Genomic DNA, 13,696 nt, shown 5'->3' with positions numbered 1-13,696 from the left:
TCATCTTTTTAGGTTTTGACTGAGCATAAAAAAAACTAATGCGAAAACAGGCTGAAATTAGATTATTTCAACTGAAGAGGGAATTTCCCACAAAACTATTCTAGCCAAGCGGGCAAATCATTTAACCCCATCGCCTGCCGCACTAACTGCGGTTTAACCCCCGGCAAATTATCCGCCAGTGTTAGCCCAAGATCTCGCAGCAGCTTTTTCACCGGATTGCTCCCCGCAAACAGGGAGCGGAAGCCCTGCATACTGGCGAGCATCACCGCAGCACTGTGCTTACGGCGGCGTTCATAACGGCGCAGGTAGAGATGTTGACCGATATCTTTGCCCTGACGCTGCAAGCGCCGGAGTTCTGAAACCAGCTCGGCGGCATCCATAAAGCCCAGATTAACCCCCTGCCCAGCCAGCGGGTGCACCGTATGGGCAGCATCGCCGACCAACGCCAGCCGATGTGCCGCAAAGCTACGGGCGTAGCGCCCCACCAGCGGGAAGGTCTGACGCTCACTCGCCAATTGGCACTGCCCTAAGCGCATATCAAATGCCATGCCCAGCGCTCGGTTGAACTCCTCGGCAGGCAATGCGGCTAATTCGGCGGCACGTTCAGGGGGAAGTGACCAGACAATTGAGCTGAGATGTGGGTCACTGAATGGCAGGAAGGCTAGAATGCCGTCGCCATGAAATACCTGACGAGCGGTGGCCTGATGAGGCTCTTCAGTGCGGATGGTCGCCACCAGTGCATGGTGAGCGTAATCCCAGAAAGTCAGTGGAATATCAGCATGTTGGCGCAACCAGGAGTGAGCGCCATCTGCGCCGACAACCAGTTTGGCGCTGAGCATACGATCATCCGCCAGGGTGATAAAAGCTTCGCTCTCCCCCCAAGCCACCTGTTTGAGGCTGGCGGGTGCTAACAGCGTGACTTCCGCCAGTTGGCTGGCACGCTGCCACAACGCCTGCTGAATCACGCGGTTTTCGATGATATGCCCAAGATGGCTAAAACCGTACTCATCCGCATGGAAAGTAATTTTGCCGAAACTGTCTTGATCCCAGACTTCCATGCCACTGTAAGGGCTGGCACGCAGTGCTTGAATGTTGTCCCACACGCCAATTTTTTGCAGCAAGCGCTCACTAGCAGCATTGATCGCCGAGACGCGTAACGCCAACTCACCGGTCAAGGGCGCGGGTAGTGGCTCCGGCACGGATTGTTGCTCGAGAATGGCAATGCGCAGACCGCTGCCCTGTAAGCCGCAGGCCAATGCCAGACCGACCATTCCGCCACCGGCGATTACTACGTCATATGATTGCATGCCCAAACATTTCCCCATGAAAATATGAACTTAACTTACCCTAGAGATCTCTCGATGCCGGAGGCGGCAATTTAGCGCTCAACCCAGCCCAATGTCCGCCGGGCAAATGCATCACGAACCGCCGGCAGGTACTCCATCGACATCAATGCCAGATTGCGTCCCACCACCAGCGGCCCATAGCGATTGGCAAACAGGCGAATCAAGCCATCGGTGACACCAATGGTGGCCTGCTGATCCTGTCGCCGCCGCTGTTGGTATTGGGCAAGTACTTCGTAATCACCGGGATCGCGCCCCAACGAGGTAGCCTGCGCAATGGTTTCGGCGAGCGACATCACATCGCGCAGCCCCAGATTGAAGCCTTGCCCGGCAATCGGATGCAGTGTTTGCGCCGCATTGCCGACTAATGCCAGACGGTGGCTGACATGTCGCGAGGCGGTGAGCAGCTGTAGTGGGTAGCTGTGGCGCTGCCCTACATGGCGCATTTTTCCCAACCGCCAGCCGAAAGCACGCTGTAACTCAGCCAGAAAACGGGTGTCGTCCCAGCTATCGACTTGCTGTTGATTTTGTTTCGCATGGCACCAGACCAGTGAGCTGCGCCCCTGTGACATCGGCAGCAACGCCAATGGCCCATGGCGGGTAAAGCGCTCAAAAGCACGGCCCTCGGGCAGTTCGGATGTGGTGACGTTGGCAATCACCGCAATCTGCTGGTAATCCTGCTGCTGCCACTGAATATTACAGGCGCGGGCCAGTGTCGAATGCGATCCATCTGCTGCGACCAGTAATTTGGCGCTCAGTTGCTGGCCGTTATCCAGCGTCACACTGGCAGATCCAGCAGTGCGCACCACATCCACCACTTTCGCCGGACAATATAGCGTCACACCCGGCGCTTTCTGCAGCAAGGCGAACAGCCGTTTACCGGCATCAAACAACTCAATGACATTACCTAGCGCCGGCACGCGATAGTCGTGCGCTCGTAAATTCACGCAGCCGGAGTGGCCGCTGTCGCTGACGTGGACATGATCAATGGCGGTGGCGCAATCGGCCAGAGCCGACCAGATACCGATACGATCCAGCTGTTGGCATGTGCCCTGCGCCAGCGCAATGGCTCTGGCATCAAACCCCGGATGCGCCCGACTATCCGGCTGCTGCGCTTCCACTAACGCGACCGGCACTTTTCCTTGCGTCAGGGATGAGATAGCCAGTGCCAGTGTCGCACCGGCCATGCCGCCACCCACAATGATCACGCTCATCAGTTATCTCGCCGCCGCCATTAATGCTTCAATGGCATCGGGATCTTTTACCACACTGGCGGTCAGGTTCTCATTGCCGTCAGCGGTGATCACGATGTCATCCTCAATACGGATACCAATGCCGCGATATTGCGCGGGAACATCAGCATCCGGCGCGATGTAGAGGCCCGGTTCGATAGTCAGCGCCATACCTGGCTCAAGAGTGCGGCCACGATCGCTATTGATATAATCGCCGACATCATGGACATCCAGCCCCAGCCAGTGGCTCAACCCGTGCATAAAGAATGGCTTATGAGCCTGCTCCGCGATGAGTTGTTCGACATCACCTTGCAAAATGCCCAAATCGACCAGGCCGCTAATCATGATCCGCACCACCTGCTCCGTCACTTCGCGGATGCTGGTGCCGGGGCGGAACAGTTCCAGTGATTTATTAATGGAGGCGAGCACGATGTCATAAATCTCCCGCTGTGCTGGCGTGAATTTGCCATTCACCGGGAAGGTGCGGGTGATATCACCAGCGTAGCCCTGATATTCGCAGCCCGCATCGATAAGCACCAGTTCGCCATCCCGCAGTTCACACTCATTTTCGGTGTAATGCAGGATGCAGCCGTTCTCACCGCTGCCGACGATGGTGTTATAAGCTGGATGGCGCGCACCGTGGCGGGTAAATTCATGCAGGATCTCCCCTTCCAACTGGTACTCAAACATACCGGGCTGGCATTTTTCCATTGCACGGGTATGGGCTAGCGCACTGATTTCACCAGCGCGGCGCATCACGGCAATCTCCTCTTCTGACTTAAACAGGCGCATTTCATGCAGCCATGGCCGCCAGTCAGTTAAGGTCGCGGGCGCGCGCAGGTTTTTACGAAAACCGTTACGTAATCTTTCCAGTGCGGCAAAGACAATTTTATCTGCATAGGCGTATTGGCCCTGCGCGTGGTAAACCACATCAAGCCGATTGAGCAGTAGATAGAGTTGTTCATCGATCTCATCGAAAGGTAGCGCCCGATCAACCCCTAACTTCGCGGGAGCCGCCTCTTGCCCTAAACGGCGACCAAACCAGATTTCAGCGGTTAAATCCCGCAGCCGGTTAAACAGCACGCTGTGGTTATGAGTCTCATCGCTTTTCACCAGAATCAGTACCGCTTGTGGCTCATTGAAGCCAGTCAGGTAGCTAAAATCGCTGTTCTGCCGATAAGGATATTCAGAATCCGCGCTGCGTGTGGCTTCTGGCGCCGCAAAAATAATTGCCGCACTACCCGGAGCCATCTTCGCCAATAGCGCCTGACGGCGGTTCTGGTACTCTTGCTGAGTCATTACACCCTCCTGAAATATCCGATTTTCATCATCCAACGCACACACGGGTTGGTTCGCTTAATGTAGCGTCGGCTTGCGCATCTCTGGCGCAGTAGGTTTTTCTTGCGTAAATTCGATATGGCACAAAATAGAGGCCACACGCACATACTCAATGACCTCTTCCAGGGATTGGGCTAGCTCTTCCTGATCTTCATCTTCGTCATAGCCTAACTGAGCGATATTACGCAGATCGTCGATGGCTTCACCCACTTCTCCTTTCACCTGCGCCAATTTAGGCTGCAGCATCCCAAGCCCTAACAGGAAATGGTTCACCCAACCGGATAATGCATCAGCGCGCTCAAATACCGTAATTTCATCGCCTTCGGGGATCAGCAACTGAAACATAAAACCTTCATTTTCCAGCGCATCTTGTGTTGCTTGATGTAACTGCTGTAACTGCAAACCTAGCGTTTGTGGGAAGGCAACGCCGTCGTTGGTCAGATCATGCACCAGCACGCGCCAGCCCTCGTCTTTACTGCCACCACAGAGCATGCCGCTGATCAGGCCATGCATTTCAGCAGGGGTTAATGCCACTGCTTGCTGGCTCAATGCCAGGGCAACGGATTGATAAGTGGGTAGTGTATTCTCTATAGACATGCGTATTGGTCATCGTTGGCTGGATAAGTTCATGTTATGCTACCATCAAGCTCAGTCCCTATACCAGAAAACGCATAGCCATATTACCCTATAGCTTTCAAGATGCAGGAAGGCGGCAAACGAAGGAATCCCGCTGAACTTACACCAATAAGTGATTCGGGTGAGTGAGAGCAGCCAACACACCAGCAACTTGAAAGATGACGGGTAGGGGTTGTATCTTGGTAAACAGGTATATATAGTGACGCCCGCTTTGCAGCTACGAGCAATTTGCCTCTGGTTTTCAAGGCTGGCGCGAAAATTAGTCAGGAAGGTGGCATGTCTGCACAACCGGTAGATATTCAAGTTTTTGGTCGCTCGTTAAGGGTTAACTGTCCGCCAGAACAACAAGATGCGTTGAATATGGCTGCAGAGGATCTTAACCAACGGTTGCAAGATCTTAAAGTTCGCACTAGAGTCACAAATACTGAGCAGTTAGTTTTTATCGCGGCATTGAACGTCTGTCACGAATTAGCTCAGGAAAGGTTGAAAACCCGTGACTATGCATCCAATATGGAACAACGTATTCGGATGTTACAACAGACCATTGAACAGGCGTTGCTTGAACAAGGTCGCATCTCTGAACGTCAGGATGCACAGTTTGAATAATTCTCTGTTGAATGATAGATTCAATAGGGAGTAAAGAATTTCTCTGAGGTGTTTGCCAGCGGGCCAGTCCCCTGAGCCGATATTTAATACCAACAGAATGTAGTGCCTCCGTAACCGGTGCGCATGCTCGGTCCGCCGAGAAGCCTTAAGGTTGCGACGCTGCGTTCACCTTGAACCATGGGTTCAAGGGTTACAGCCTGCGGCGGCATCTCGGAGATCCCTTTCTTAGCGGGTAACTTATATTTTGAGTTATCAGGTTCGTTTTGACATAAGCTATTCATCACATCTTTAAGTTACCTATCTTTAAGCAAATCACATGTCTTTAAGTCAACTATATGTCTTTAAGTCAACTACATGCTTCTAAACCCGCAACATGCTTTGAATCCACAACACGCCCTTGAGCGGCAAAACATTCGCAAAGAAATTCGTGCGCGTCGACGTCTGCTAACACCGGAACAACAGCAACACGCTGCTGATTTGGTCGCCAGTCATCTCGCTGCCCATGATAAAATTCAACAGGCCAGCACCGTGGCGGTATTTCTCTCCTTTGATGGTGAGCTGGATACCGGCCCTATCATTGAGATGTTGTGGCAGCAGCAAAAACAGGTTTACCTACCTGTTCTCCACCCTTTCAGCGCCGGCAATTTATTGTTTCTCCGCTATCGCCCCGATAGCCAGCTCATCCGTAATCGCCTTAAAATCCTGGAACCACAGCTTGATGTGCGTGAAGTTCTGCCACTCAATCAACTGGATGTGGTCATCACCCCTCTGGTGGCCTTTGATAGCCATGGGCAGCGCTTAGGTATGGGTGGCGGTTTTTATGATCGTACACTGCAACACTGGCAGCAAGCTGGCCCCTACCCTATTGGACTGGCCCATGATTGCCAACGAGTCGAGCATTTACCGAGTGAATATTGGGATGTGCCGTTACCAGAGATTGTGACAGCCGAAAAGGTCTGGCGCTGGTGAGCTAGGGTGTTCAAGATAAAAAAACACCCGATATCTTATACATAGCGGGTGTTTAGTCATATCAGTACAACATTTATCTATACTCAAAGTCATTGGCGATACAGCCAGGCAGCAAACGAACGAGTCCCGATGAGCTTACTCAAGTAAGTGATTCGGGTGAGCGAGAGCCGCTAACCACACTGCAACGTCAAGGACGAAAAGTATATTAATACAACAAACGTGCGCGGATAGTCCCTGGGATAGCCTTCATCGCTTGCAACGCTCTTTCTGCATTTTCCTCATCATCAGTTTCAACGTCGATCACGACGTAACCGATTTCAGCGCTGGTTTGCAAATACTGCGCGGCGATGTTGACGTTCTGCTCAGCAAAGATTCTGTTAATGCTGGTCAGAATGCCTGGGCGGTTCTCATGGATATGCAGCAGACGGCGGGTATTATCACCATGGGCTGGCAGAGAAACTTCCGGGAAGTTGACCGCAGACAGTGTGGAGCCGTTGTCAGAATACTTCGCCAGTTTACCGGCCACTTCATCACCGATATTTTCCTGCGCTTCCTGAGTTGAACCACCGATATGCGGAGTCAATAACACATTATCAAACTCGCACAATGGTGAATTGAACGGCTCTTTATTGGTTGCTGGCTCTTCAGGAAAGACGTCGATTGCCGCACCTGCCAGATGATTGCTCGCTAAAACCTCACACAAGGCCGGGATATCAACCACAGTACCGCGTGAGGCGTTAATCAGCATCGCGCCCGGCTTCATTAGGGCCAACTGCTCAGGGCCAATCATGTTTTTGGTGGAGTGGTTTTCCGGCACATGCAGGCTAATCACATCACTCATATTCAGCAAATCAGACAGATGGCGAACCTGCTGTGCATTCCCCAACGACAGCTTATTTTCGATATCGTAGAAGAAAACTTTCATGCCGACACTTTCAGCCAAAATACCCAGCTGTGTGCCGATATGACCATAACCGATGATGCCCAGTTTCTTACCGCGGGCTTCATAGGAGCCGACCGCCAGCTTATTCCACTCACCACGATGGGCTTTGGCATTCGCCGACGGAATCCCTCGGAACATCAGCAGTAACTCACCCAGCACCATTTCGGCCACCGAACGAGTATTGGAGAAAGGTGCATTGAATACCGGCACGCCGCGCGTGGTGGCCGCCTTTAAATCAACCTGATTGGTACCGATACAGAAACAACCAACCGCAACCAATTTTTCTGCTGCGGCAAAAACCTCTTCGGACAGATGAGTGCGCGATCGAATTCCGATGAAGTGGGCATCACGAATAGATTCTTTCAGTGATTCGGTGTCTAAGGCACCTTTATGGTATTCAATATTGCTATATCCGGCTGCACGCAGATTATCAACTGTGCTCTGGTGCACCCCTTCCACTAACAGAAACTTAATTCTGTCTTTCTCCAGTGATACTTTTGCCATGTCCCCGACCCTATTTTCAGACTTCAGATGTGGCTGCCGCTATCGAATGAATCCGGTCAGCACCCTGTCAACATAACAAATATTACGCAGGCAGCAATACAAACGATTGCCTACCTATCAGCATAACAATCAGCACAAGTGTTAATTTATGGAATAAAAAACTGGCGGCGAGAGGGTTAATGGCAGGTTAATAAATTGAAATGACAGAATGTGATATATATCACCAAATTTAACGTTTTTAAGAAAAGATATTTAAAGGCAAAAAAGTTATCAGGATGAAGCTGTGTCACCTCATCCTGAAAATGATTTAGCCGATTATTTTACTATCGTCTTAACACCATCAGCGGTGCCAATCAGTGCCACATCAGCACCACGGTTGGCAAATAACCCGACCGTCACCACACCGGCAATTCCGTTGATTTTATTCTCTAGCGCAACAGCATCCAAAATGGTCAGATTGTGCACATCCAAAATAACGTTGCCGTTATCGGTCAGCACATTTTGGCGATATTCAGGCAATCCACCCAGCTTAACCAACTCGCGAGCCACATAAGAGCGGGCCATCGGGATCACTTCGACGGGCAGCGGGAACTTACCCAGCAGATCAACCTGTTTGGTCGCATCGGCGATGCAGATAAACTTACGGGCGATTGCCGCAATGATTTTCTCGCGGGTCAGGGCCGCACCACCGCCTTTGATCATCTGCATATGGCCGTTAATCTCATCAGCGCCATCAACATAGATATCCAGCACATCCACTTCGTTGCAATCAAAGACATGAATGCCGTAACTTTTCAGTTTAGCGGTAGAGGCGTCAGAGCTGGAAACCGCCCCTTCAATTTGATCTTTGATGGAGCCGAGAGCATCAATAAAGTGTGCTGCGGTGGAGCCAGTGCCAACGCCGACGATGGTGCCGGGTTTGACGTAATCTAATGCTGCCCAGCCTACTGCTTTTTTAAGTTCATCCTGAGTCATGGTGAGTTCACTGCCTATGATATGAAAAAACTGTACCTATTATAGAACATGCACAGGATAAAACGTCTCAATAAAGCGGACTTGCGACGCGGTTAATTCTAGCTGGATCACAGTTATAGCGGCTTATTTATGGCGGGCACTTTACTCTTCAGCCAAAGCAAAATGACCAAAATGTGGCGACGAAATGTGGCATAGTGCGGTATCGACTTAATATTTGGAGAGATGACTCCGATGAAACGCCCAGACTACCGTACGCTACAAGCGCTGGACGCGGTGATCCGTGAACGCGGTTTTGAACGCGCTGCACAAAAACTTTGTATCACCCAATCGGCGGTATCTCAGCGCATTAAGCAGTTGGAGAACCTGTTCGGTCAGCCGCTGTTAGTGCGCACTGTGCCCCCTCGTCCTACAGAGCAGGGGCAGAAACTGCTCGCATTACTGCATCAAGTGGAGTTGCTGGAGGAGGAGTGGCTCGGCAATGATAACGGGGTAGACACGCCGCTGTTGCTGTCACTGGCGGTCAACGCCGACAGTCTGGCGACCTGGCTGTTACCGGCATTGAAACCGGTGCTGGCAGACTCCCCTATCCGGCTGAATTTGCAGGTTGAAGATGAAACCCGAACCCAGGAGCGGCTACGCCGTGGTGAAGTAGTGGGGGCGGTCAGTATCCAGCCACAGCCACTACCGAGCTGTTTGGTTGACCAACTGGGTGCGCTGGACTATCTGTTTGTGGCGTCCAAACCCTTCGCTGAACGCTACTTCCCCAATGGCGTGACCCGCTCGGCATTGCTGAAAGCACCTGCGGTGGCCTTTGACCATCTGGATGATATGCATCAGGCGTTTCTACAACAGAATTTTGATTTATCACCCGGCAGTGTGCCCTGCCATATCGTTAACTCGTCGGAAGCCTTTGTGCAGTTGGCAAGGCAAGGCACCACCTGCTGCATGATCCCGCATCTGCAAATCGAAAAAGAGTTGGCATCAGGGGAGTTGATTGATTTGACTCCGGGCCTGCGGCAGCGGCGGATGCTGTTCTGGCACCGTTTTGCACCGGAAAGTCGGACCATGAGGAAAGTGACTGACGCCCTGCTATCTTACGGGCGTCAGGTATTGCGGCAGGACTGAGTTATTTGGCGGCAGGGGTCGCCGTTTGCAGCTCAAACACCACATCAACTTGATCATCGAAATGGATGGTCTGTTGTTCGTAAGTTTGGGCCGCATCCGTGGCCGGTGCTGCTTCAGCGCTCTTAAACATGCGGGCTACCGGCATCGGCTGGTAGTTAGCCACATGGTAACGGATACTGTAAACAGGCCCCAGTTTGACCTTAAATCCTTCCGCTAAAGAACCAGCCTGGCTAATCGCGTTTTCAATGGCTTTTTTACGTGCCTGTTCACGGTAAGTGTCCGGGTTTGCGACCCCTAGCTCCACGGCACGGATCTCATTTAGACCCGATTTCAGCGCCCCATCCAGCAACTCATTCAACTTATCAAGCTGGCGCAGGGTGACCTGAACTTGGCGCACCGCGCGGTAACCCTTCAATACTGCTTCACCGGTTTTCTGGTAGTCGTATTCAGGCTGGGTGTGAATATTAGCTGCATTGATATCTTTCTTATCAATGCCACTTTTGCGTAGGAAATCAAAATATTGCGCGACGCGGGTATCTGCCTGCTTTTTAGCATCGGCCGCATCTTTGGCCGATACACTGACCTCAATGGCGATGGTGGCGATATCCGGTGTCGCATCAACACTGGCCGTACCGGAGGTGACAACATGCGGCCCTTCTGGCACTTCGGCAGCCTGAACTGGTAGCGCCAAAGGTAACGTCCCTAATCCCATCATTGCGGCCAAAGCCAATGTCTTCAACTTCACGGTGCCTCCTAATATATGTATGGCAAATTATTCATGGTAAGTAAGTCCACACCAACCAGATAACCAGTCAATTCAATCAGCCACAAATATATTTGCAGTTAATTACACTTACTGGGGTCCTATTGGCAGAGTGATTAATTTGCCGTCGGTAACGCCATCAACACATCAACCGTAGCATATCTTTCGAGGCATGGGATTCGGATTAATGATAAAACTCACAGATTTAATCCCTGCTGCGCTAACTGAAAGGCGATAAACCACATCACGCCCCCCACCAGCAGATTAATCACCCGCTGTGAGGTGGGCCGGTTAAGCCATGGCGATAGCCATGCCGCCAGCAGCGCCAGTGCAAAAAACCAGGCAACCGACGCACTCACCGCGCCAAAAGCAAACCAGGGACGGACATCAGGTAACAGTTGACCACCGAGACTCCCCAGCACCACAAAAGTATCGAGATAGACATGGGGATTAAGCCAGGTCACCGCGAGCAGAGTGGCCACTATCGGCCAGCGACCCTGTGCGCCCGCAGTGGCAGAAGAGGATACGCCCTCACCCCGCCACGCGGCGACTAACGCCCCCCAACCATACCAGAGCAAGAAAGCTACGCCGCCCCACGTCACCAGCGCTAACAGCAGTGGTGAGCGGCTCAGTAGCGCACTGCCGCCAAAAATGCCCGCACAGATGAGGATGATGTCACTCAAGGCACACAGCGAGGCACTCATCAAATGATGTTGCCGCTTGATACCCTGATTCATCACAAAGGCATTTTGTGGCCCAAGGGGCAAAATCATGGCGGCACTGAGGGCGAAACCTTGTAAAAATACAGCTAACATACTGTTACCTTTAAATAATACTCAGAACTGATTGAGAAGATAGGAGAGCGATTAGCAGCATAGTACGGGGAGATAATCATCAGAGGAAATTGATATTTCTTATCAACTATAAGTAAAACTAATAATCAATAAATTGAAGCGCATTGGCGGGAAAAAGAGCGGATAAACGGGCCAATAATAGCCCGTTTTGACAGGATTTACCGTGATCTGAGATTTACGCCGACGGGCTAGATTCCGTTTTGGCTACCTGATGCAAATGCACATCCATCTGCGGGTATGGAATGCCAATTTTATGGGCATCCAGTGCGCGCTTGAAGCTCTCCATCAGATCCCAATACACCTCCATCGCATCGCCATTGGTGGTCCAGACGCGTACGGTGAAGTTCAGTGAAGAGGGTGCCATCTCATTGAGGCGAACCGTGACGCCCTGATCATGCATAATGCGCTTATCAGCAGCAATAATGTCACCCAGCACTTTCTTCACCACATCAATATCAGCATCGTAAGCCACACCGATAACCATATCAGTACGGCGGTTTGGTTCACGGCTGGTATTGATGATGTTGTTGGCAATGATTTTGCCATTGGGTACTACAATGATTTTGTCATCAACGGTACGCAGAGTAGTTGAGAAAATCTGCACCTGTACCACAGTACCTGCCACACCGCCCAGATCGACATACTCACCCGCTTTAAACGGACGGAAAGCCACCAGCAGCACACCGGCTGCAAAGTTGGACAGTGAGCCTTGTAACGCTAAACCCACGGCCAAGCCGGCGGCACCGATAACTGCAATCACCGAGGCGGTCTGCACACCAAGGCGGCCCAATACTGCAACGATAGTGAAGGCCAGAATGCTGTAACGCGCCATTGCTGCCAGAAAATCCGCTACTGTGACATCGATGCCCCGTAACTTCATGACCCGACCCAACATCCGCGAGACCACTTTGGCGATGATCGAACCGACAGTCAGGATCAACAGTGCCGCGACAAGATTGACTGCATATTGAATCAGCAAATCTTGGTTATCCACCAACCAGGTACTCGCGTTATTGATGCCATCGACTACGTTTAATTCTTCCATTTGAACCATCCTACAAAAAGCTCCCTGCGGGAGAGATTACGCAAAAAAATACCGCCAAATGCTGACTGATAGAGCAGACAGCTTATCTAGGGTAACCAACAATGGGGCGTGTTGCCAATTGAGATAGCATGGGATAGAGATGAAAAGCATCGGTTTAACTGCCTAATAGATATTTTTAAATATCCCAAGAATATAAATAGCTGGTTATTTATAAAATACGTACTTATTGGCGCACTCTATATTGAGGTGTCAGGAAACGCCAATTAACTAACTGATAGGAAAATCCTATGCCTAGAGCAGTCTCCGGTAACCATCTTACTCTTACTCTTCCCATAGCAGAACCCCCTCGTCATTTAACTGAAATTGACCAATTTATGAAGATACTCGAAGAAGATCAAAAAGATCTTAGAGAAAAAATCCGACACGAAGAAAAAGGTTATACAGAATCAAAAATTGATGATAATCATAAAAGATATATAGGTATAGCCACCCTCGAAGAAACAGCGATTACTGCGCCAGATGGCACGCATTTACCCGCTAACCATATCAATCTAGGAACCAGTAAAGGGAGTATACGTTGCCAGTTTCCTACAGAAAATGCTGTTCCTTCATTTATTAACATGCTTATGGATTTACGAGTGACAATCTTGGTTGTCATTGGTGAAGAGAAGATATTTGATCTTAAACCTTTCTTTATAGATAAACCTTACCCTCCTTATTTTAAAGAGTCTAAAGATACTTCTATATATATAACAAAATCACATATTGTAGCAGTGCCAACTGAACCAGTGCCAACTGAATCATTTCTAATTGAATTACCTACAACTGAATCATTGCCAAATGCAAAATACTATCAAATGTCTATAACTGAATCATCAGAAAAGTATAAATATGAAAAAGAAAAAAAGTGTATTGCTGTTCCCGTGATTCGCATAACTGATTGGCCAGACAGAACCTCTCTATCGGTTGACGAGCTCTATTTATTGGCAAAACATATTCATCAATTACACGATAAAATGTTTAATGTTTATGCCAACCCTAAGGACGGAAACACCAGTAGAGCAATTGAAACTGCAGGTAAGGCGCTGCCAGTGATCCACTGTAGTGCAGGTGTTGGGCGTACCGGGGTAGTAATTGTCGCCATGGAGTTAATCAAACTAGATTCGACTCTGAGTCTGGAATCAATTATAAAAATTCTGCGTAAACAAGGTGGCCCGGCGATGGTACAGACGGAGGAACAACTGAATGTATTAATTGAGTTAGCTAGAAAATGCCATAAACCGTTATGGACTAAAGATGAGCAACCTCAGAGAGCGTTCAGAATTCTGTGTCACGTTAAAATCATTATAGCGTTATCACTTTA

General features: G+C 50.3%; 13 protein-coding genes and 1 other RNA gene. 5 read left to right on the top strand and 9 right to left on the bottom strand.

Annotation, left to right across the window (positions count from 1 at the left end; translation table 11 throughout):
* Window positions 1–95: 95 nt before the first annotated feature.
* From ubiI to AACW11_RS03475, 4 genes are all read right to left on the bottom strand, one after another.
* Window positions 96–1,307: an FAD-dependent 2-octaprenylphenol hydroxylase gene (gene ubiI / locus AACW11_RS03490; RefSeq protein WP_212585973.1), complete on the bottom strand. Its 1,212-nt coding sequence runs from the start codon at window positions 1,305–1,307 to the stop codon at window positions 96–98.
* A gap of 71 nt (window positions 1,308–1,378) precedes the next feature.
* On the bottom strand, window positions 1,379–2,557 hold the full coding sequence (gene ubiH / locus AACW11_RS03485) for a 2-octaprenyl-6-methoxyphenyl hydroxylase (RefSeq protein ID WP_212585972.1): 1,179 nt from the start codon (window positions 2,555–2,557) through the stop codon (window positions 1,379–1,381).
* Between the two features lie 3 nt (window positions 2,558–2,560).
* On the bottom strand, window positions 2,561–3,874 hold the full coding sequence (gene pepP, locus AACW11_RS03480) for a Xaa-Pro aminopeptidase (RefSeq protein ID WP_212585971.1): 1,314 nt from the start codon (window positions 3,872–3,874) through the stop codon (window positions 2,561–2,563).
* 57 nt (window positions 3,875–3,931) lie between these two features.
* A complete protein-coding gene (locus tag AACW11_RS03475) occupies window positions 3,932–4,510 on the bottom strand; it encodes a YecA/YgfB family protein (protein ID WP_212585970.1) in 579 nt (192 codons plus the stop codon).
* A gap of 315 nt (window positions 4,511–4,825) precedes the next feature.
* Between AACW11_RS03475 and zapA the strand changes: the two genes are divergently transcribed.
* The 3 genes from zapA (at window position 4,826) to AACW11_RS03460 (ending at window position 6,124) form a co-directional block, all read left to right on the top strand.
* Window positions 4,826–5,155 (top strand): cell division protein ZapA, encoded by a 330-nt coding sequence (zapA, locus tag AACW11_RS03470; protein ID WP_004715962.1) that lies wholly within the window; start codon window positions 4,826–4,828, stop codon window positions 5,153–5,155.
* Window positions 5,156–5,192: 37 nt separating this feature from the next.
* Window positions 5,193–5,376: non-coding RNA, 6S RNA (gene ssrS, locus AACW11_RS03465), on the top strand.
* Window positions 5,377–5,509: 133 nt separating this feature from the next.
* Window positions 5,510–6,124, top strand: coding sequence for a 5-formyltetrahydrofolate cyclo-ligase (locus AACW11_RS03460; RefSeq protein ID WP_212585969.1), 615 nt, complete (start codon window positions 5,510–5,512; stop codon window positions 6,122–6,124).
* A 205-nt stretch (window positions 6,125–6,329) separates the two neighbouring features.
* Here AACW11_RS03460 and serA read toward each other — a convergent pair whose 3' ends face one another.
* Window positions 6,330–7,571 (bottom strand): phosphoglycerate dehydrogenase, encoded by a 1,242-nt coding sequence (gene serA, locus AACW11_RS03455; protein WP_212585968.1) that lies wholly within the window; start codon window positions 7,569–7,571, stop codon window positions 6,330–6,332.
* 315 nt (window positions 7,572–7,886) lie between these two features.
* The gene (gene rpiA, locus AACW11_RS03450; protein WP_212585967.1) at window positions 7,887–8,546 is read right to left on the bottom strand and encodes a ribose-5-phosphate isomerase RpiA; all 660 of its coding nucleotides are present in this window, start codon (window positions 8,544–8,546) and stop codon (window positions 7,887–7,889) included.
* Window positions 8,547–8,777: 231 nt separating this feature from the next.
* Between rpiA and AACW11_RS03445 the strand changes: the two genes are divergently transcribed.
* A complete protein-coding gene (locus AACW11_RS03445; protein ID WP_005277835.1) occupies window positions 8,778–9,671 on the top strand; it encodes a LysR family transcriptional regulator ArgP in 894 nt (297 codons plus the stop codon).
* A gap of 1 nt (window position 9,672) precedes the next feature.
* On the opposite strand, the gene AACW11_RS03440 is transcribed toward AACW11_RS03445, so the two are convergent.
* The 3 genes from AACW11_RS03440 to mscS all read right to left on the bottom strand — a co-directional run bounded on the left by AACW11_RS03440 (window position 9,673) and on the right by mscS (window position 12,333).
* The gene (locus tag AACW11_RS03440; protein WP_212585966.1) at window positions 9,673–10,416 is read right to left on the bottom strand and encodes an oxidative stress defense protein; all 744 of its coding nucleotides are present in this window, start codon (window positions 10,414–10,416) and stop codon (window positions 9,673–9,675) included.
* 215 nt (window positions 10,417–10,631) lie between these two features.
* Window positions 10,632–11,249 carry an arginine exporter ArgO gene (gene argO, locus AACW11_RS03435; RefSeq protein WP_212585965.1) on the bottom strand — a complete coding sequence of 206 codons (618 nt, stop codon included), beginning with the start codon at window positions 11,247–11,249 and terminating at the stop codon, window positions 10,632–10,634.
* A 214-nt stretch (window positions 11,250–11,463) separates the two neighbouring features.
* The gene (mscS, locus tag AACW11_RS03430) at window positions 11,464–12,333 is read right to left on the bottom strand and encodes a small-conductance mechanosensitive channel MscS (protein WP_212585964.1); all 870 of its coding nucleotides are present in this window, start codon (window positions 12,331–12,333) and stop codon (window positions 11,464–11,466) included.
* 287 nt (window positions 12,334–12,620) lie between these two features.
* Here mscS and AACW11_RS03425 point away from each other — a divergent pair.
* The coding region (locus AACW11_RS03425; RefSeq protein ID WP_212585963.1) for a protein-tyrosine phosphatase family protein at window positions 12,621–13,696 on the top strand (1,076 nt) is incomplete at its 3' end.

The sequence above is a fragment of the Yersinia sp. Marseille-Q3913 genome (assembly GCF_963892745.1).
GTDB classification, from domain to species: domain Bacteria; phylum Pseudomonadota; class Gammaproteobacteria; order Enterobacterales; family Enterobacteriaceae; genus Yersinia; species Yersinia bercovieri.
This window is presented reverse-complemented; position numbering and strand designations above follow the sequence as displayed.

Coding starts and splice junctions, on each gene's coding strand:
- ubiH (WP_212585972.1), bottom strand. CDS start 2,557: ATGAGCGTGATCATTGTGGGTGGCGGCATGGCCGGTGCGACACTGGCA.
- AACW11_RS03445 (WP_005277835.1), top strand. CDS start 8,778: ATGAAACGCCCAGACTACCGTACGCTACAAGCGCTGGACGCGGTGATC.
- AACW11_RS03460 (WP_212585969.1), top strand. CDS start 5,510: ATGCTTCTAAACCCGCAACATGCTTTGAATCCACAACACGCCCTTGAG.
- AACW11_RS03475 (WP_212585970.1), bottom strand. CDS start 4,510: ATGTCTATAGAGAATACACTACCCACTTATCAATCCGTTGCCCTGGCA.
- mscS (WP_212585964.1), bottom strand. CDS start 12,333: ATGGAAGAATTAAACGTAGTCGATGGCATCAATAACGCGAGTACCTGG.
- serA (WP_212585968.1), bottom strand. CDS start 7,571: ATGGCAAAAGTATCACTGGAGAAAGACAGAATTAAGTTTCTGTTAGTG.
- rpiA (WP_212585967.1), bottom strand. CDS start 8,546: ATGACTCAGGATGAACTTAAAAAAGCAGTAGGCTGGGCAGCATTAGAT.
- zapA (WP_004715962.1), top strand. CDS start 4,826: ATGTCTGCACAACCGGTAGATATTCAAGTTTTTGGTCGCTCGTTAAGG.
- pepP (WP_212585971.1), bottom strand. CDS start 3,874: ATGACTCAGCAAGAGTACCAGAACCGCCGTCAGGCGCTATTGGCGAAG.
- argO (WP_212585965.1), bottom strand. CDS start 11,249: ATGTTAGCTGTATTTTTACAAGGTTTCGCCCTCAGTGCCGCCATGATT.
- ubiI (WP_212585973.1), bottom strand. CDS start 1,307: ATGCAATCATATGACGTAGTAATCGCCGGTGGCGGAATGGTCGGTCTG.